19 protein-coding genes are annotated in these 20693 nt (G+C 34.2%); 15 read left to right on the forward strand and 4 right to left on the reverse strand.

The features are described from left to right. Nucleotides 1–464: 464 nt before the first annotated feature. The gene (locus LV89_RS22410; RefSeq protein ID WP_109745167.1) at nt 465–3635 is read right to left on the reverse strand and encodes an efflux RND transporter permease subunit; all 3171 of its coding nucleotides are present in this window, start codon (nt 3633–3635) and stop codon (nt 465–467) included. Nucleotides 3636–3865: 230 nt separating this feature from the next. Here LV89_RS22410 and LV89_RS22415 point away from each other — a divergent pair, with 230 nt between their 5' ends. From LV89_RS22415 to LV89_RS22445, 7 genes are all read left to right on the forward strand, one after another. Further along, the gene (locus LV89_RS22415; protein WP_109745168.1) at nt 3866–4060 is read left to right on the forward strand and encodes a hypothetical protein; all 195 of its coding nucleotides are present in this window, start codon (nt 3866–3868) and stop codon (nt 4058–4060) included. 155 nt (nt 4061–4215) lie between these two features. After that, a complete protein-coding gene (locus tag LV89_RS25380) occupies nt 4216–4386 on the forward strand; it encodes a hypothetical protein (protein ID WP_158279667.1) in 171 nt (56 codons plus the stop codon). A 64-nt stretch (nt 4387–4450) separates the two neighbouring features. After that, nucleotides 4451–5608, forward strand: coding sequence for a DUF4221 family protein (locus tag LV89_RS22425; protein ID WP_109745170.1), 1158 nt, complete (start codon nt 4451–4453; stop codon nt 5606–5608). A 73-nt stretch (nt 5609–5681) separates the two neighbouring features. Beyond that, nucleotides 5682–6059 carry a hypothetical protein gene (locus LV89_RS22430; RefSeq protein WP_146199240.1) on the forward strand — a complete coding sequence of 126 codons (378 nt, stop codon included), beginning with the start codon at nt 5682–5684 and terminating at the stop codon, nt 6057–6059. 32 nt (nt 6060–6091) lie between these two features. Further along, nucleotides 6092–7642 (forward strand): DUF6734 family protein, encoded by a 1551-nt coding sequence (locus LV89_RS22435; RefSeq protein ID WP_109745172.1) that lies wholly within the window; start codon nt 6092–6094, stop codon nt 7640–7642. Nucleotides 7643–7704: 62 nt separating this feature from the next. Further along, entirely contained in the window at nt 7705–8790 is a 1086-nt protein-coding gene (locus LV89_RS22440) for an efflux RND transporter periplasmic adaptor subunit (RefSeq protein WP_109745173.1), read from the forward strand. A 26-nt stretch (nt 8791–8816) separates the two neighbouring features. Next, nucleotides 8817–11882: an efflux RND transporter permease subunit gene (locus tag LV89_RS22445; protein ID WP_109745174.1), complete on the forward strand. Its 3066-nt coding sequence runs from the start codon at nt 8817–8819 to the stop codon at nt 11880–11882. Between the two features lie 135 nt (nt 11883–12017). On the opposite strand, the gene LV89_RS22450 is transcribed toward LV89_RS22445, so the two are convergent. The 3 genes from LV89_RS22450 to LV89_RS25975 all read right to left on the reverse strand — a co-directional run bounded on the left by LV89_RS22450 (nt 12018) and on the right by LV89_RS25975 (nt 13362). Then, entirely contained in the window at nt 12018–12677 is a 660-nt protein-coding gene (locus LV89_RS22450; RefSeq protein ID WP_109745175.1) for a transposase, read from the reverse strand. 64 nt (nt 12678–12741) lie between these two features. Further along, nucleotides 12742–13029: a transposase gene (locus tag LV89_RS22455; protein ID WP_109745176.1), complete on the reverse strand. Its 288-nt coding sequence runs from the start codon at nt 13027–13029 to the stop codon at nt 12742–12744. Nucleotides 13030–13083: 54 nt separating this feature from the next. After that, nucleotides 13084–13362, reverse strand: a complete 279-nt coding sequence (locus LV89_RS25975; RefSeq protein WP_109745177.1) for a transposase family protein — start codon at nt 13360–13362, stop codon at nt 13084–13086. Nucleotides 13363–13874: 512 nt separating this feature from the next. Here LV89_RS25975 and LV89_RS22465 point away from each other — a divergent pair. The 8 genes from LV89_RS22465 to LV89_RS25930 all read left to right on the forward strand — a co-directional run bounded on the left by LV89_RS22465 (nt 13875) and on the right by LV89_RS25930 (nt 20680). Beyond that, the gene (locus tag LV89_RS22465) at nt 13875–14306 is read left to right on the forward strand and encodes an HYC_CC_PP family protein (RefSeq protein WP_146199241.1); all 432 of its coding nucleotides are present in this window, start codon (nt 13875–13877) and stop codon (nt 14304–14306) included. Nucleotides 14307–14387: 81 nt separating this feature from the next. Beyond that, a complete protein-coding gene (locus LV89_RS22470) occupies nt 14388–16628 on the forward strand; it encodes a TonB-dependent receptor (protein WP_109745179.1) in 2241 nt (746 codons plus the stop codon). A 13-nt stretch (nt 16629–16641) separates the two neighbouring features. Continuing rightward, entirely contained in the window at nt 16642–17199 is a 558-nt protein-coding gene (locus LV89_RS22475) for a helix-turn-helix domain-containing protein (RefSeq protein ID WP_109745180.1), read from the forward strand. A 32-nt stretch (nt 17200–17231) separates the two neighbouring features. Beyond that, the gene (locus LV89_RS22480) at nt 17232–18290 is read left to right on the forward strand and encodes a YncE family protein (protein WP_109745181.1); all 1059 of its coding nucleotides are present in this window, start codon (nt 17232–17234) and stop codon (nt 18288–18290) included. Between the two features lie 48 nt (nt 18291–18338). Next, entirely contained in the window at nt 18339–18683 is a 345-nt protein-coding gene (locus LV89_RS22485) for a heavy-metal-associated domain-containing protein (protein WP_109745182.1), read from the forward strand. Nucleotides 18684–18727: 44 nt separating this feature from the next. Next, nucleotides 18728–19327 carry a DUF3347 domain-containing protein gene (locus LV89_RS22490; RefSeq protein ID WP_109745183.1) on the forward strand — a complete coding sequence of 200 codons (600 nt, stop codon included), beginning with the start codon at nt 18728–18730 and terminating at the stop codon, nt 19325–19327. A 252-nt stretch (nt 19328–19579) separates the two neighbouring features. Then, nucleotides 19580–20284, forward strand: coding sequence for a heavy metal translocating P-type ATPase (locus LV89_RS22500; protein ID WP_109745184.1), 705 nt, complete (start codon nt 19580–19582; stop codon nt 20282–20284). A gap of 117 nt (nt 20285–20401) precedes the next feature. Beyond that, the gene (locus tag LV89_RS25930; RefSeq protein WP_310588795.1) at nt 20402–20680 is read left to right on the forward strand and encodes a hypothetical protein; all 279 of its coding nucleotides are present in this window, start codon (nt 20402–20404) and stop codon (nt 20678–20680) included. Nucleotides 20681–20693: the final 13 nt, after the last annotated feature.

Consider the following 20693-nt stretch of genomic DNA (forward strand, 5'->3'; position numbering starts at 1 on the left):
TTAGGTATGTAACGTTACAAAGAAGCGTTACGTAACGTTTCAAGAGGTGTTTTTGAATAATATGGGTTTTATATTTTAATGTAACCATAACAGATTTCCCGATACTATATTCCGATAATAGGTCGTTATCGAAATATACAACACTGAAAACTATACATTCAAACCCTTAACTTTTAACCGATTTTAAAACAACCAGCTACTTACTTTATTTCATAGTTTATGTTTTTTAAATGTAATTTTGAAGAATATGCAGCTAATGGAGAGGTTCTTGAAAAGACAGCTCTTCATTAAAATAGGTGGTGGTATATTTTGCCCAAATGGATCCCATTTGGGCAATTTGTTTTATAATAAAATGGTGAAACGTGGTTCACATTAAATTAATGATAAGCATTTTTATGATTTTTGAAATGCTAATGATACTCTTCAACCTCAGCCTTAATTCAATTAATGATAGAAAGTAACTTTCACCGAAACCTCAAAAACAGAGGCAAATACAAAATAATCCCAATCAACGACATCATCAGTCCACCTATCGTTCCTGCACCGAGAGCAAACCAAAAGACTTCATTTTGACCATAAATCAAAAATGGAATTAAACCTACTACCGTAGAGAGAACTGTCAAAAGGATAGGAATGATTTTATGGTTATAGGCTTTGATATATAGTTTGAAAGGTTTTGCGGTAGGGTGTAGTTTTTGTAAGTTATTAAATTCTGCGATAATGAAGATTGCGGCACAAACTACATTACCACTTAACAATACAAATGAAGCATATCCTCCTTGGTCAAAGTTAAAATCGAACCAATAAAATATTAAAAATACGCCTATAAATGAAATCGGTATGAGCATAATCAACGCTAAGGGTTGCAATAATGACTCAAAAATAATGGCACAAATTATATAAATCAGCACTATCACTAAGCCGATTAGCCAATATTGTTGTTTGGCTTCTTCACTGTACCAATCATAGCTCGTTTTCTTAACGGTATAACCCAAGGGCAGTTCTGCTCTGATTTCTGCCAGAGTTTTATCCAAAAATTTCTCCCCAAAATTTTGACTCCCAAAATATTCAAAACTTACCATTCTGAGATATTCCTGATTTTCCTTATGAATTTCTGGACTAATTTTCTGTTTTTCAGACTTCGCAAAATCAGAAAGTTTTACCACATTTTTTTCCACCTTTACCGACTGATTCATCAATGACCAAACATCAAAATTCTTACTATCATCTGGCACTACTTTAATTTGTTCATATTCACCATTCATCAATTGATAAATGTCGGGGCGTGAACGTATATTTTGACGTTGTAAATACTCATAAACCTCTGCATTGGTTCGCCCGTATAAGGCTAAGTGTTTCGGGTCGGTTTCTAATACAAATTCATAAAGACTTTTATTATTCCAAAAATTCAGGCTCTTGTTGATATTTACTTCTTGAATTCTTGGATGAACCTCTAAACGCTTTTTCAATAGAGTTACTTGGCGTTCCAATTCGTTATAATTGTAGCCGTGCATGATTACGTTGAAAGTAGGTGTGCTATTTTCATCCAAACTCTGACTAAATCCCTGACCAACTCCATAAATATCCCAATTGATTCCACTCATTTCTGTTGAGAAAGCAATCATTCTATTTTTCAGAATGTAAGGAAACGAACCTTTTTCATACTCTGGCTTAAAATAAATGGTCATACTTCCGTTCTGTCCGTTATAAATCCGAGTAATAAAACGGTCAATTTCTTTGAATTGGCTCAAATAACTTTCTACTCGCAAATACAATTCGTTCATTTGCTCAATAGTTGCTTGATTGGGTAATCCTGCATTGACGTATAATGAAGTTCGTTCGTTTTTTGAATAATACGATTTTTCGTAAACATAATTTACAAATAGTCTCAAACTACCCCCAAATACCTTATTGACAGTTGGCTGAATGTTTTCTTGATAGTATTCGCTTCCGATGCTTGGGTTATAATACTTTGCTAAAGGGTGGGTTTCTTCCAAACGATTAGGTAACATAAAGACAGGTAAGCCGAAAGCAAGGAACATTAGAACAAAAGATATTTTACGAAACCGCAGAAAGAAGAGGATTATTTTTGTATAAATTCTACTCATTTTTGATATTTTTCTTAGCTTTTTTATACGCTTAATCTCTTGATTATCAGGCGACATACCTATTCTTTCTATCAAGGCAGGAACAAAAAATAGAGCAACAAGCAAGGAAATTCCCAAGACAATAATCATCACTACGGCAAAATCCAATAGGTCTAATTTGGTCTCTTCTGGCAGAAACCAAATAACCGTCAGCCCTGCAATGGTTGTGAGCGTTGCCCCCAATAATGCCATAAAAACGTTTAGATTTTTGTATCTGCGATAATGGTCAATCATTACGATTGTATTATCTATCAAAATACCCAGAGATGTGGTAATGGCAGCCAAAGAGTACAGATGAATCTCGATTTTGAGGAAATAGAAAATAATGAAAGAAAGTGCCAAGTTAACGATTAGGCTCAATAAAATTACCATTGTATATCGCCAACTACGGGTAGTAAGCCCTACAAAAACCAACAAAATCAAGATTGCCAGACCTGATTGTACCCAAATTTTATCTAAATTCTCTCTAATATATTCCGTTGCATCGTATTCAATATTAGTTTGATAGGTTGGGGGAAGGGTTTTAGCAATCTCCGCCAATTTAACTCGAATAGCTTTAGATAAACTTAACTGATTTGCTCCAATATCTGCCTGTATGACCAACGTAACGGCATTTTTTCCATTAATTCTATAAAATTCCTCAATGGGTTGTTCGTTGCGACTGACCTTCAAAATATCCGAGAGATGAATAACCCTACCCAAATTTTTTGTGTCTTTTTCTCTCAAAGGCAGGGCTATTTTCTCTAAATCTTTACTAATTTCTTCAACAGATTTTGGGCTTAGAATATCCTGAGATTTTGGACTCAAAATGACGTTCATTTGTTGCCCTTCGCCATTACGGACTAAGCCCAAACTACTTTGTTGATATTGGTTTTTGATGGCTTTAATGATTTCACTTTCAGACATTTGCAGGTTTTCTAATTGGCTTCTGTTATAGGTCAAAACCCATTCTTGGCGATTTCCTCCGTAAACATTTACGGTATAAATTCCTTCAATTTGGGCTAATTTGGGCTTTAATTGTTCTTCGGCATAGACTTTTAAATCACTCAAACTGGCTTGTCCATTGAACTGCAATGACATCAGCGGTTTTTGCTGCGTTTCTTGGTCGGGCGAATTGAGGCTAATAATGGGATAACTGACCTCTTTAGGTAGTTGTGGGTACAGTTGCCTTACGAGCGTTGCGACTTCAAAACGCAATTGGTCAAGGTCGGCAGATTTATCAATTTCTATGGTGATATACCCATTGCCGTAACCCGAAGCAGAACTCAATTTGGCAATGCCCTGCAAGGTACTAAATGCACCTTCTAACTTAGCAGACACTTGACGTTCAAGCACTTCTGGCGAAACACTACCCCAATAATAAGAAACCGTAATACTACCTGATGTTTTGGAAGGATTGAGCTGAATAGAAAGTTTTGGAATAAGGGCAATGCCTATGATACTAAGGACTACGAAGGAGGTTAATAGGCTGTAGGAGGATTTTTTCATGGTTTAGAAATATATTTAAAGAAACAAATATACATTTAAAACTTAAACTCATTTTGACCCACTTATATTATTTCAAGACATTTTAAACATTTTACATGTCATTTGAAGTAGAAAAAACTCTTTATTAAAACTAAATCTTAAAGATTCGTGTATATTTTTTCCAAAATTGAATAAAATTTTCTTATTTTAGCATCGTTAATCTACTAACATCCTAAAATTTAAATTTTACTATGACAAAACCTACACATTTATCCAAACCCATGACTCGCCATCAAGTAGCCGAAACACTTGGTATTTGTTCCAAAACACTTTCAAGATTCTTTGAGAAAGAAGGTGTCAAAGTTGAACCCCGAACATTACTAAAACCAAAATTAGTGGAATTAATCATCAAGAAATATCATGGAGAAGAAGTCGTGTCTGATTAAGTCCAATTAAGTCTCAAAATAGGTATTGGATTTTAGCATTTTTGCTTGAAAATTTGGCTTCTGAAAAACGTCTTTCAAAAATGCCGAATTTGATATGCTGGACGCAGATGATATTGGAAGGTTGCAAAATGTTTTATTTTAAAATATTTAAGAAAATGAAAATTAATCAAAAATTTGCGAAGAAGGCAGTAGTGGTGGCTTCCATGACTGCTGGTGTGATAGGATTTAGTTCAATGTTTAATGAAGCTCAGGCATCTGGTCGTAACATGCTTTGGAATGGGAACCACTGTTATGTTCATAGATTAGGGAATTGTGCATCATATTAACTATTATTAGTAGCATATAGGGAGAGATTCAGTATTTCTCTCCCTTTTTAAAACAGATATTATTATGAAATACATATACGTTATTAGTGTTCTTTCGTGTTTTTTACTTAATTGTAAGCAAGTGGAAAAGGAAAAAAGGAAAGATATTTTTGTTATTAGTGATACACTATTAATTCCAGTTGATAATACCGTAAGTGCAGTCGGTAACTATTATAACTTTAACTATAAAGGGAAAGATGGAGAGGTTTTAGTTGTGCCAAGTTTGAATAATGAACTCCTTTTTTTTAATATGGGTAAGTCTTCGTTAATTAAAAAAATAAGATTGCAAGAAGAAGGTCCTGATGGTATTGGTACATTTGGAAATGTCAATATTGTCTCTGAGGATAGCATAATTATAAATGGAAGTAATCCTCTTGAAACATACATACTGGACAAAAGAGGAAGCAAATTGTCAACTTTTTCCATGGCAAAAAATGAAGATCTTAAATCCAGAGGAATAGTTGGTCAGCCAACAACCAGTTTACTTTGGATTGACAAAAAAGTTATTGCTTTTGCCCAAACCAATCTTTTAACCAATAAATTGGGTGAAAATTATTATCAGTTAAATGTCAAAGCTTTAACAGCTCTTAACACTGAAACTTCAAAATATGAAATGTTACCAATTAAATTTCCTACTAATATGAGTGATGGAAGTGGTTTTTGGGATGTATTCCACTTTACTCCAAGCGTAGCAATATTAAATAAATCACTTTATTACACTTTTCCTGGCAGTGATAGTTTATACTCTTTCAATTTAATAACTAATCAAAGAAAGCAGGTTTCAGCTTCAAGTATAAATCTAAAAGAAGGAAATGGCGTTTTTGAAAAAAATTTCACCACTATTACAGAGATGTTTAAAATTTATGCCGAAAATTGTTCTTATGTGAAAATTTTGTCCGACAGATATAATAATAGAATTTATAGAATTATAGCCCACCCAACAGATAAATGGAAAAATAGTGGTAATATGAACGATGTACTAATATCCAAGCCATTTTCAATTCAGGTATTCGATACAGACTTAAATTTCTTGGGAGAGTCTGGTATATTTCCAAAAAATTCATTCGATGCAATAGATTCATTTGTAGCTGAGAAAGGGCTTTATATTTCTAATAATCACCCTTCAAACCCCAAAGTAGATGAAGAGCATTTATCATACAGTATTTTCACACTCAAAAAATAAGATAAAATCAATTTTTGTGTTGATGTTTTGTTTAAACATTTTTCAAAGTTGTGATATTTCTCAGGAAAAAATATTGGATATAATTATTCAGAACGAAGCTGATGTTTCTGAAGATTTTTCAGGATATATACTTATTATTCCAAATGAAGGGTGTCATTATTGTATAGATGAAGCATTTCAATTTGCTAAGAAAAATCTCAATAATAGACAAATATATTTTATTATTACTTCTGACTTTGATTTTAAACGTTCAAAAGTTCGGTTTTCTCAAAATGAATTATCTGCTAAAAATCTTATTTTTGATACAAAACAGGTTTGTAGCAAAATTGGCTTACGCCAGAACTACTTGATTTTATTAACTCTCAAAAATGGTAGTTTAGAATCTCAAAATAATTTAGTGCCTGACGATGTAAAGAAAAATCTCTATCAGGTTCAAAAAAGTATCAAATAAGATTGATTCCTATTATCTTAAAAAAAATATAAATGAAAATAGTTCAAACTCTTTGGGTAAATGATAAAAAAGACATAAGAGCAGGCTGGCTAACTACAAAATACCACTTGATGAGTTGGGGATTGAGTATTTTGTCTTTCAAAAAATATTATAGTAGTATTGAATTAATAACTGATGAGTATGGAAGGGAATTATTAATAGATAAGTTAAACTTACCGTACTCAAGTGTGAGTCAGTCGCAAGAAACATTCACTTCGATTTATAAACCTCTTTGGGTACTTCGCAAGCTCTATTCTTACTCTCTTCAAAATGAGCCATTTATTCACGTAGATAGTGATGCTTATCTTTTCAGTCCTTTCAAGTCAGAACTACTAAATTCTCCACTTATTGCTCAAAATAAAGAATATGACCACCTTAATTATCTCACTGGATTCAGTGAAGTTTTAAGGTACTGCAATAATATTCCTGATTATTTCAAAAAGGATAATAATGGAAGAGTATCGGCAGTTAATGCTGGTATCATGGGAGGGAACAATTATGAATTCTTTAAAACTCTGAATACAGAGTGTAGTTTATTTGTTGAAAATAATATAGATAGATTTCATCAATTAAATATAGATTACTTAAATATAATTGTTGAGCAGTTTATATTTTTAAAATTAGCGGAACATTTAGGACAAAAAGTTACTTACCAATTCATAGATGAAATAGGTGCTAATGGGATATATAATTCATTCGGGTTTCATTTATTACCTAATCAGATGGATTATATTCATTTGATGAACTATAAACATAATCATACATCTTGTGAACAGATGGCTCAAAGGCTTTACATTGAAAGCCCAGAATTGTACGAGAGAATAATAAAAGTTTCCAATGAATTGGAGTCAACAAAAGTCTCATTGTTTATTGAAAATAACTCAAAAACGTTAGAAACATTTTTTTACAGAACAGACTTGATAAATCAGTATATAGGTTTAAACCTTAATTTACAAATAACTTCTCTTAACTTTTTAACTGAACAAATAAATGCACTTCCAGAAAATCCAAAGAATACTATTTTACGAGATGCTTTTCAGTATGAATTAGAAAAATATCAATTTGTTCAAAGTTTACCATCTGTTAATGATTATGTTCAATATCGAAAAATCCAATCTTTGAAAATCAATGAGATTCTATCAAAATCTGATGAAGAAATTTTATTGAGTTCTGTAACTTTTGGAGAATACGTTACCCAGATAGAAAGCGAATGGAAATGGGCAGAAATCAATGAATTTACAGGACAAGATAGTGGCATTGATTATAGGTTAAATTTAGAGCAAGAGCCATCCTATTTTCAAGTAGTTTTATTTTGTTATCCTGTGTCAATGACCGTAAAAGAGCAACTATCAGACACTTTTACGATTATGATTATTGATGTTTTGCAACAAATAGAGAGCAATACATTAACGGTTCAAGAGATTATGGAAAATATATCAGAGGAAATCTATTCACTCAATAAAACAAATACCTTAGAGGAACTCAAAGTAAATATTTTAACTAAGGTTCGCTATTTACTCTATCAAGGCATTTTAGTATTTTAAGTAGAAAATACCTGTATCTTCGTTTTAATTTTAACACTACAAAAGTCGCCATAATCACCTCGATGCAAAAAACAATTTTTATAATATATCTACTATTCATTCTAACCTCCTGTCAAACTAATAATAGCGTTGACCAAAAAGAAGAAGAAGGAAAATCAAAAATTTCTCAAACTACTGAAAACGTGGTTACGGTTAAATTAGCAGAAAGTAAAATCAAACCTTTTCCTTTGCAAGTAATGGCTACAGGTAAGGTAACAGCCCTTGCACAAGCAAATATTAATTTTAAAACTACGGGTATTATTGAGAAAATTATGGTTCAAAACAGTGCTACTGTAAAGACGGGGCAGGTTTTGGCAGTTTTAGATAATGCCCAACAACGCATAACCTTGCAACAAGCCCAAGACCATTTGCAAGATACAAGAGTAGAACTAAACAAATTGTTATTAGAATTTGGTGGCAAAGACCGTGATACTACTTCGGTTTCAAACCGTATCATGGAAAATATTAAAGCTAAATGTGGGTTTACTAAAGCTCTCACTAATTTACGAGATGCCCAATTGAAATTAGAAAATACCTTTTTAAAAGCTCCTTACGCTGGCGTAATTGCGAACCTCAAAACCAAAGCCTACAATACAACACCCGCTACTGAGCCTTTTTGTACAATATTAAGCCGTGAAAGTTTGGTTGTAGAAGTTTCAATTTTGGAATCAGAGTTAGGAGTCATTACTTTGGGGCAGGTTGCTAAGGTAAAATCATTGGCATATTCCGAAAGAAACTACGTGGGTAAAGTCTCAGAAATTAACCCTTTGGTCAATGAGCAAGGTTTGGTCTTGATAAAAGTACGAATCCAAAACCCAGACCAATATCTCTTGGAGGGTATGAATGCCCAAGTAATCATTGAGAAAAATCTCCAAAATCAAATCGTTATTCCCAAGGAAGCCGTAGTCGAAAGGTCGGGGAAGAAGGTAGTTTTTGTCTATGAAAATGGACTTGCCAAATGGAATTATGTTACGGTAGCCCACGAAAACAGTCAAGAAGTAGCTATTTCTGAGGGTTTGAAAGTGGGGCAGAAAGTAATAGTGGAAGGCAATTTGAATTTAGGGCATGATGCGAAGGTGGCATTAGAAAGCAATTCTCCTAAGCCCTAATGCCTAATCTTTAACCCTTAAATTAGATGGTTCGTTTCCTCTTACATCGCCCCATAGCCGTACTGATTACTACCTTTGCGTTAATGGCTTTGGGTTTGGTTACATTTAATCAAATTCCAGTTTCGCTACTCCCAGATATTGCCATTCCTGAGATTACAGTGCAGGTAAGTTACCCCAATGCTTCTGCTCGTGAACTACAAAAAACAATTATAAAACCCCTTAGAAATCAATTACAGCAAGTAAATCATCTTTCAGACCTCGAAGCCGAAACCCAAGACGGCTTGGCAATTATCAAGCTTCGCTTTGATTTTGGTACAAATATCAATCTTGCCTATATAGAAACTAATGAAAAAATTGATGGCATCATGGGACAATTACCCCGTGAAATAGAACGCCCAAAGGTAATCAAAGCGGGTGCAGGAGATATTCCAGTTTTTAATTTAAACGTTACTCAAAAAGGGCAAATTGATGGTTTGGGTTTACAACTTTCTGAATTTTGTGAGAATGTGCTTCGCCGAAGAATTGAACAAATGAAAGAAGTTTCTTTAGTGGATATGACAGGACTTTCAAAACCCGAAGTAATCATTATTCCAGACCGTTCAAAACTGCAAAGTCTTGGCATTACGGAGCAAATATTAACGCAGACCTTACAAAAAAATAATATTGAATTAGGCAATTTATTAGTGAAGGATGGTCAATATCAATACAATATTCGCTTTGCTTCAACCCTAAAAACACAGGCTGATATTGAAAATATTTATTTAAAAATTGGGGATATTCAGAAAGGTGGAGAACGAGTTTTGCAACTGAAAGACCTTGCAAAAATTAGTATTCAAGAACAAAAACTAAGGGGGCTTTATACTTTCAATGGCAAAAGGGCTGTATGTCTGTCTATTATTAAACAGTCTGATACACAGCTACTCAAACTCAGAAAAGAATTAAATGCTCAGATAGAACATTTTAAAGAGGACTATCCAACTTTAGAATTTAGCATTAGTCAAGACCAAACAGAGTTATTAGATTTATCCATCAGTAACCTCATTGGTAATATCTTGTTTGGCGGTTTGTGTACATTCGTGATGATATTTTTTTTTATGAATGACCTCAAAACTCCCATTCTCATTGGTATTGTTATTCCAGTTTCGTTGGTTGTTACTTTTCTTTGTTTTTATTTATTCCATATTTCAATCAACATCGTGTCATTGGCAGGTTTGGTTTTGGGAATTGGAGAAATCATTGACTCTGCCATCATTGTTATAGAAAATATTGAGCAATACCGTGAAGAAGGACATCCACTTGACGAAGCCTGTATTGACGGAACGCAAGAGGTTATTATGCCTTTGTTTACCTCCATTCTGACAAACTCAGCCGTATTTTTACCCCTCATTTTTATCAGTGGTATTGCAGGGGCATTATTTTTTGACCAAGCTATTGCCGTTTCACTATCTCTGGGAATTTCATTGTTATGTTCCTACACATTGATACCTGTATTGTATCGGCTATTTTACCTAAAAGAAGAGCGTTTGAAAGGATTTGTTCCGAAGAAAATCACATGGTTAATGCGACAATCTGAACGTATATATGATGGTCTGTTAAATTTAGTATTCAGACAAAAACTATTGATGTTAGGATTTTTTATCTTGCTAATAGTCATTATTATTCCAGTTTTCAAAAGCCTGGACAAAAGAGGAATGCCAATCATCAGTAGGACAGAATTAGAAGCAAAAATTGATTGGAATGAAGCCATTACCATTGAGGAAAACAACCGCAGAGTTAATCAAATTATTGATCAAATTGCCCCTAATACAGATAAAAACCTGACTATTAGTGCCTTTGTTGGGCAGCAACAATTTTTATTAAATAGAGAATTACAACAAAATTTCAATGAATCGCTATTGAGTATTAAGGTAAAAAGTAACAAAGAATTTGAGCAGACAAAGAAAGAAGTTGAAGATTTAATCAAGGTAAAATACCCTAATGCCATTGCTTCTTTTGGGGCAGCTAAAAACGTATTTGAAGCTTTATTCAATACCTCAGAAGCACCACTACAAGCACGTATTGTGAGCAATAACAAAGCAGAAGTGCCTGATATTCAAATGATAACACAAGTCTATCATCAATTGAATCAACAGGGCTTTATAACTTCACTCCCCTCTCAGCAAAGTAGGGTTTATATTCAAGTCCTAACCGAAAAAATATTGTATTATGATGTTGATTATGAGCGAATTGTCGAGGTTTTGAAAACCATTTTTAATGAAAATAATTTGGGAAGTTTAAAAGCTGAACAGAAATATATTCCAATCTTATTAGGCAGTAATTCCCAACACATTGATGCCTTGATACAAAACGCAACTGTCCTCAGTAATAAAGGGCAAATTTTACCGATAAAAGAACTGATAAGTATTTCAAATCAGAAAGATTACAAATCTTTCTTTTCTGGGAAAAATGGAGATTTTATTCCTTTTGATTTTAATTTGGCTAATCAAGAAATACCAAAAGCTCAAAGTGAAATTCAAAATACAATCTTGAAAAATGCCAATTTGAGCGTGAGTTTTACAGGAGGGTACTTTCGTAATTTGGGTTTCGTGAAGGAATTGGGAATAATTATTTTGGTGGCAATAGCATTACTTTATTTCATCCTCACTGCTCAATTTGAGTCCTTAGTACAACCTTTAATCGTTATGCTAACGATTGCCTTTGGACTTACGGGTGCAATGGTTCTATTGTTTTTTGCAGGAAATAGCATCAATATTATGTCCGCAATTGGTATGATAGTTTTGATTGGAATTTTAGATAATGATTCTATTCTAAAAATTGATACTATGAATCGTTCAAAAGATACCATGTCTTTAATTGATGCCATTAAACTATCAGGAAAACGTAGGCTAAAATCTCAATTAATGACTTTCTTGACTACTATTTTAGGACTTTTCCCGATACTATTTTCTTCTGGACTTGGTGCAGAGCTTCAAAAGCCCTTAGCTCTTTCTGTGATAGGTGGAATGTGCTTAGGTTTATTCATTTCATTGTCATTTATCCCTTTGATTTATTGGTTTATGTATAGCAGAAGAGTAGCAGTTGATTCAAGATAATAAATTTAGAGGATATTTACTTTTCAGAAATGACTTAAACGTTTGCTTAAATTCCTCTTTTCAAGGCTGAATAAATTAAACAAATAGTTTATGTATATTCCAGTGAAATAGGTTCTTCGTCAATTTTGGTGAAATCTACCATTTGCTGGTTATCACCACTCTTTTTCTAAGTAGCTGAAAAATCGCCCGACCGTACATTTGCCGTTTGATAGTTTTGAGCCTATTGACCTGACCCTCTACGGGGCCGTTGCTCCATTTAGACTCAAACCCATGAAAAACAGCCTTATAATCACTGAGAATTCCTTTGGCAAAACCTTTTATATGCTCTTCTTCATCATTTAGGATATTTTTGCACCAAGTCATTAACTTTTCTCCTGTTTTATCCTTCATAAATCTTCTGAAATTCAGAACAGCATTCCTGACTTTTCTGATGACAGGATTAGCGTCAATTAACCGAGTTAAATATGCTTTGGGAACTTCATCCGTCCAATCCTTGCGAAAAGACCCCAACCAAATACTTAATTGTTTTGAGGAATAATATTTCACTTTTACTATTTCAAGCATAGTTTCAACAATAGTTTTAGGGTAGCCTTTCATCAGCTCATAAACAGCCCTAATTTTATATTTAAAGCCTTTTTCTTGAATTTCTTTATAAAGATTTTTGACTGACTGTTCTCCTTCATTCCAGCGTTTTATGAGATAATCTTCGTAATCAAGAATATTACTTTTCTTGTGGTTTACTTTGGGAAGGAATGTTGTTCTTTCCCAATAGCTATTCAAGGTATTTCTTGGCATCCCAAAATTTTTTCTTCAGATTTTAATTCAACTGCAATCTGCTTAATACTTTGTCGTTGGGTATTCAAAAAATAATTTCTACCGAAGGATGCTCTAAAGGCCACTTTGTTAGCGTTTTAGCTTCCCTATCAGGTAGCAAATCAATTACTTTATTCTTCTCTAAATCAACAATGATTGTCCCATAATCAAAACGTTTCTTAAAAGCCCAATCATCCACTCCTATGATTTTGGGCAGAATTATTGGCTGAAATGGACACTTAATGATGAGCCTTAAAATCGTAGAAGCACTTACTTTTACAAAAGATAAAATTCCGATGCGTTGTGTGGGATTACCTCCTAATTCAAGCCCCATAGATGATAGTAATTCATTGAAGCGATCAAATCTTCTTGAATAACTCTGAAGATGTTATTGGAATCGCTCACTAAAAATCTTGCGAACACAATTTGTATTTTCACAAAAGAACTTCCGAACTTGTAAATGTACTGTGGTAATTTTTCCAGAAATCGGTAAATCACCAATAATTCTTAAATACCTACTGTGGATTTTAGAACTGCTCTCCCGACAAATAGGACATTGGCTTGATACTTGACTACTGACAACATTCAAATTTATGGTAGTGTCGGTATGCTGAAAATTGGAAAGGGTTAAATCCAGTGCAATGGGGAGAAATAGAGATTGTTCCACCCTCCAAAACTAAGCTAAAATAGAGGCTTTCACCAAAATTGACGAAGAACCTAAGAGATTTACAATAAGATTGTTAAAGAAATGCGGACAAATTTTAACTACGTATGTCGGAGGAATCTGGTTCTTCGTCAATTTAGCTAAAATCCTGTTTTGGAGTAAAAGAGAGAGCTAAATTAGAAATTGAATACTCTAAAACTTATTTCATTAGACTATATTTTAAATCATAATGATTTTCTTGAAGTTGAGTTTAAACAACTTTTTGTCAAATTTGAATGAGAGCCAATTTTGTCAGAATCATCTATTTCGGATAAAATGCTTTCTCTGAGACTTTTTTTAAATGTAATACTACCCCTTTTTACAGCTCTGTTGATATTTTTTTATGCTGTAAACCAACGACTTAACCCATATTTGCATATTTTCCCAAAAAGAAAAGTAATCCGAAAATTATATAAAACAAAGCCTTTAAAATATAATAACTTGAACATAAGGTTATTAGTATCTTTGCAGTAAGAATGAAAACACGTTTGACTCGCATATTTTGTTTGCTTATGGCAATGCAGGTACTTTTTATGAGTACAGGCTTCTCCATGATTGAGCATTATTGCAAGATAAAAGGCAAGCAAACGTTCATTTTTACAACTCCCCCCAAATGTTGTGCAAATAAAATCAAGCACGAAACTCAGTCAAAGTCATCAGTAATTAAGAAGAAAAAATGTTGTGAAGAACACACGACTTTTCTGAAAATTACGCCTAATGCTTCTCATGGTTATGAGGTAATACCAGATTTTGTGCATCACAACTGGATTGATATTACGCCAAAAATATCAATTGTTTCTGCTTGGGCATCTGAGGTCGTATCTTTTCAAGTTCCCCATTTTTACAGTCCAGCACCGCCACTTTCAGGGCGGAATCTTCTCGTATTTATTCAATCGTTTCTTATCTGATACAGTCGGTTAGAATTGCATCCTATTTTCTTGATTTTACCAAGAAAACGAACTCAATTTTTAAGCTAAACTGTATCATTTATGTTTCATATCACTCCTATTTCTGTTTTTCATAAACAGAAAAACTTACTCGTATTCCTGTATTTTATCACTTTCGGAGCATATTCTCAAAATCTAACAGGTATCGTTTTAGAGAAAAAAGCCGATGGCAAAACCGAAGCTCTCATTGGAGCAACTCTTCGTTGGAAAAATGCTCATAACGGAGCATCCACCAATTCAGAAGGTAAATTTACCTTGGTGAAAAGCCTTGAAAATCACGAACTAATTATTAGTTCGGTCGGCTACAAAACCGATACCATCATGGTACATTCGGTTAATTTTCTAAGGATTTACTTACAATCTGAAAGTTCAACTTTACAAGAAGTGGTCATTACGGCTGGTAGTACCAATATAGACCGCATGAATCCCATTCAAACGGAAATGATTACCGCTAAAACTCTTGGTAAAGCTGCCTGTTGCAACTTATCCGAAAGTTTTGAAACCAACGCCAGTGTATCGGTGAGTTATGCCGATGCGGTAACAGGTTCAAAACAAATTCAATTATTGGGATTAAGTGGTAATTACATCCAAACCAATACCGAAAATATCCCCAATCTCAGAGGCTTAAATACCACCTTTGGCATCAACTTTATTCCTGGCACTTGGATTTCTTCCATTGATGTTGGCAAAGGAGCTGGTTCTGTGGTAAATGGTTACGAATCCATGACAGGACAAATAAACATTGAACTCCAAAAGCCTGATTTAGCAGAAAAGCTATCCTTAAATACTTATTTTAGCAGTTTTGGACGGGCTGAAATTAACCTAAACCTTGCCAATAAAATCAATAAAAATTGGTCGGTTGGTTTACTTACTCACGCATCCACTTTACAAACCCGTTCGGATAAAAATAAAGATGGGTTCTTAGATTTACCCCTTTATTCACAGTATAATGCCTTGAATCGTTGGAAGTTTCAGAACGAAAAATACATGGTTCAATTTGGCATAAAAGGCTTGTACGAAGACCGTTTAGCTGGACAAACCAATTTCACAGCAGAACAAAGAGGTTCAAGATTGGTGTATGGTTTTGGAAGTTTAACCAAACGAATTGAATTTTTTAGTAAAACGGCAAGGCTATTTTCTGATAAACCCTACAAAGGATTAGGCTTAATTCTGAGTGGTATTATCCACGATAATCAGTCGTATTTTGGACTAAGAAACTATATAGGAAAGCAAAAAACTTTGTACGGTAATTTGATTTATCAAAACATTATTGACAATACCAATCATCAATATAAAGCAGGTTTAAGCTATTTATTGGATGATTATAACGAAACTTTATCGGGCATTACTCCACGACTCAGACAAGAATCGGTGACAGGTGCTTTTTTTGAATATACCTACACTTATCCTACCAAATTAACCGTAGTAGCAGGTGGAAGAGTTGATTTTCATAACCTGTACGGTACAAGATTTACGCCCAGAATTCATACCAAATATGACATAAGCCCAAGCGTACACCTGAGAGCGAGTGCAGGTAAAGGCTGGCGAGTGTCCAATCCCTTAGCGGAAAATTATGGTTTATTGGTCAGTTCCCGAAGTGTACAAATTGACTCCAATTTGCAACCCGAAGAAACATGGAATTATGGCGTAAGTCTGAGTAATGAATTCCTACTATTTGGCAAAAAAGCCTCTTTAATTTTTGATACCTATCGAACCGATTTTCAAAATCAATTGGTGGTAGATATGGAAACGGCAGGTTTGCTCAAATTCTATAATTTACAAGGACGCTCATATTCCAATAGTTTTCAAGCAGAATTTAATTATACCCCTATCAAACGATTTGAGGTGAAATTAGCCTACCGTTTATTTGATGTGAAAAATGATTTTACCAACGAAGACGGTTCAAAAACCTTATTAACTCGTCAGTTTTTAAACCGAGATAGAATTTTATTTAACGTTGGCTACGCTTTGCCGTATGATAAATGGAAGTTTGATTTTACATGGCAATGGAATGGTGCAAGGCGATTACCCAATATGCCCGAACACTTAGGGTTGAATTGGCAGACCACCGCCCCTGCATTTTCTAATATCAATGCCCAAGTTACCAAAACATTCTTGAAATGGGATATGTACGTGGGAGGTGAAAACCTCAATAATTTCACGCAAGCCAATCCCATCATTGCTGCTGATGACCCCTTTGGAAGAAATTTCGATGCGGGTATGTCGTGGGGACCCATTATTGGGCGAATGGTTTACGTGGGAATGCGTTACAAAATCAAATAAATTTTACAGAACCATGAATTTATATATCAAAAATATGGTTTGTGACCGCTGTAAAATGGTGGTTACAGACATCTTTAAACAAATCAATATTTCACCCATTAGTGTAGGATTGGGCGAAGTTGTTATCCAAGAAGACCTAAGCGAAGAACAGGAAGATGCTCTGAGTGTTCGTTTGCAGCAAGTCGGTTTTGAATTATTATCCGATAAACGAATTCAAACGGTGGAAAAAGTGAAAACTACCATTATCGAGTTAGTGAATGAACATCCTGATATACTCCGTAAATACAATCCATCGGTCTATATTTCAGAAAAAGTGGGCAGAGAATACAAATACTTGACGACTATATTTTCAGCAATAGAAGGAAATACCATCGAGCAATTTTTGATTTGTCAGAAAATTGAAAAAGTCAAAGAATTACTCATTAAAGATGAATTATCGCTGAGTCAAATATCCGATGTTTTACAGTATAGTAGTGTTCAACATCTTTCGATGCAATTTAAAAAAATAGTAGGTTTTACAACGACTCATTTTAAGGAATTACAAAAACAAAAATATGTATTAAAAGAATAAACATCATTTAAACTTCAAAAAATAACAGAAAAATGAAAAAGATTATCATTCCTATTTTTAGCATCATGTTAGGTGGTTGTATGAATATGACAACCGAACAGCCACAATTAAATATTAACTATCCAGCCGCTTATGTGGTTAATGGCGAGAGTAGCACGTTATCCGTTATCAATTTGAATACCAACGAAGTAACTGATTTAATCCAATTGACCGATAATTCTGGTACTCAAATGTCGGGTATGAATATGGGAGCATTTTTATCTTATCCACATCATATCTATTTGAATCCTGCAAAAACACAGATTTCGATTGCAGCACCTGGCATGGATTTAAGTGCTGGACATTCCATTAATACCGCAGGAATGACTGGCAAAGTAGCCGTTTTGGATGCCAACAAAGGTACTAATGTGAAAGTTTTTGATTCTATCGGTATGAACCATAATGCTATTTATACGCCCGATGGAGCAGAAATCTGGACTTCTCAAATGGATGAAGCAGGAAAAATACTGGTCTATGATGCTAATACCTACGCTTTAAAAACGAAGATTTCAGTAGGAAAAGAACCTGCCGAAATTACTTTTTCCAATGATGGAAATACGGCTTTTGTAGCCAATGGCATGGATAATACCGTAACAGCGATTAACCCTAATACCAAAATTATTGTAGGTACAATTCCCGTTGGGCTGAATCCTGTGGGAGCGTGGACGGGTTCGGATAATCGAATGTACGTGGACAATGAAGATGGTCAATCAGTTTCCATTATTGATGTAAAAACCTTGAAAGTGGTAGAAACCATTGCATTAGGTTTTATGCCAGGTTATGTAGCGTATCAAGGTGATATGAAAGAAATGTGGGTAACTGACCCAATGGCAGGTAAAGTGCATTGGTGGACAAAAGATACCAGTGGTAAAATGATTCATGCAGGAGCATTTGCCACCGCTGGAGGAAGTCATGCCATTGCCTTTAAAGACATGACGGCTTACGTGACCAATCAAGAAGCTGCCAGTGTTTCTGTCATTGATGTAATGCAACACAAGGTTACAAAGACAATTTCGGTAGGTAAAAAACCCAACGGAATCGTTATTAGATAAAATATAAATAATTTAAAATCAATTAATTAAACGCAAAAAACTCATCCAATGAAAAATGCAATTTTAACCATCATACTGGTAATTTCTTCTGTTATTAGCTACTGTTCAACTCCAAAATTAGAAACGGTAAAAATTAAAACTTCTGCCATTTGTGAAATGTGCAAAGCAACGATTGAAAAAAAGTTAGCTTTTACCAAAGGTGTAACTGAATCCAATTTGAATTTAGATGATAAAGTAGTAACGGTCATTTATAATCCTAAAAAAACGGATGTACAGAGTATCAAAAAATCTATTTCCGAAGCAGGTTATGATGCCGATGAAGTGATGGCAGATGAAAAAGGATACAATAAACTATCAGATTGTTGCCAAAAAGATGCTAAACCGCATCATTGATTTACGTTCATCAATTGGACTTTTAAACATTAAAATCTAAAATCATGAAAAAAATATTGGTTGTCTGTTCATTACTTGCTTGCTTTTCAGCCAAAGCACAATTGAACATTCCAGAGCCGAGGCAACAAACCGCTACCCACGCTGGACACGATATGAGTAAAGACATGGGAGGTATGAAAATGGAAAATACTACCCCAAAACCAACATTAGACCCAGAAGTACAGGCGAGCATCACCAAAAGTTTAAGTAATTATTACGCCTTGAAAAATGCGTTGATAGCCGATGATGGAAATACTGCCAATGTACAAGCAGGTGAATTAGTAAAGACGATTTCGGCATTGCCAATGGCAAAATTAAATACCCAACAGCACACCCTTTTCATGGGATTATCCGAAAAAATCAAATTTGATGCCAGCCATATTAACGAAACAAAAGACGTAAAGCATCAAAGAGAGCATTTTAATGATTTATCGAATAATGTTTTTGCTTTGGTAAAAGGCTTAAATGCGAATCAAAACCCTGTTTATCAACAATACTGCCCAATGGCAAAAGCGTATTGGTTGAGTGATAACGCTGCGGTGAAAAATCCGTATTATGGAAAGCGTATGCTTACTTGTGGAAAGGTATCGGAGACGTTGAAGTAAATAAATAAACCCGAAAATTATATAAGACATACTCTAAATTGCGTAACAATCAATTTGCTGATTTTCAAAACTTTACATTATATAAATAACTCTATAAAATGTAAACCGTATAAAAATGAAAAATTCAAAAGTATGTATAGATGCTTGTTTAGCTTGCATGATTGAATGTGAAAAATTGCAGACCATGCCACTTGTTGCAAGACTTGTGCAGAAGCGTGTAGAAAATGTGTAGAAATCTGTAAAATGTAGAAAATGACACATACCTATCAACTCTCGGGTATGACCTGTGGTAGCTGTGAAGCCAAAGTAAAAAGTAGTTTGTTAAGTTTAGAAAATGTTACCTCGGTAGAAGTGTCAAAGGATTCTAATACTGCCATGATTTCAATGGATAAGCATATTGCCCTTAGTGATTTTCAAAAATCATTAGGAGGAACGGAGAGTAAATACCAAATATCAGCCTTGCAACATACTGAAATTGTAGAGCAAGCAAAATCTTGGTTTGAGACTTACAAGCCCATTTTATTGATTTTTGGCTACATTTCAGCAGTAACTTTATTAATTCAAATGGGGAATAATTCTTTTAATTTTATGCAATGGATGGGGCATTTTATGGCAGGTTTCTTCTTAGTATTCTCCTTCTTTAAGTTGTTGAATTTAAAAGGATTTGCTGAAAGTTATCAAATGTATGATGTGCTTGCGAAACAAATACCTGTTTGGGGTTATCTGTATGCTTTTATTGAATTGGGATTAGGTTTGGCGTATTTAATGAACTTCCAACCCATGTTAATTAATACCATAACTTTTGTAGTGATGAGTATTAGTATCATTGGGGTTTTGCAAAGTGTGTTAAACAAAAAGAAAATCCAATGTGCTTGTTTGGGGGCGGTGTTTAATTTACCGATGAGTACCGTAACTATTATTGAAGATGCTTTGATGATTGTGCGGGCGTTACGTTAAATTATTGAGCTTTAAAATAATCTTTTTGCCTACCTGTTGCACTGGTTTTTCTCCTACATTTGCCCAATGAAATTCTTTTCAGTCATATTCTCTTTATACATTCTCATTCTCTCGTGTATGCCTTGTGGTGATACGGAAGACTGTAAGGTATTGGATAATGGAAAAGAAACTTTTTCGCAAACTGACCACCAAGACCACCAAGAGGATACAGAATCATGTTCACCTTTTTGTACTTGTGCTTGTTGTGGTTCAACCATTGTTTTTAGTTTTCAGTGTGCTGTCTTAATGACTGAAAATACCCCTTCTTTTTTTTCCCTAAGTGAGAGAATCATCCCTAAAAATGACTCTTTTGCTTCTAATTTCTACGGAAATATTTGGCAGCCGCCCAAAATCTAAAATGTTGATATTT

This window comes from Arcicella aurantiaca (genome assembly GCF_003148625.1).
GTDB lineage: Bacteria > Bacteroidota > Bacteroidia > Cytophagales > Spirosomataceae > Arcicella > Arcicella aurantiaca.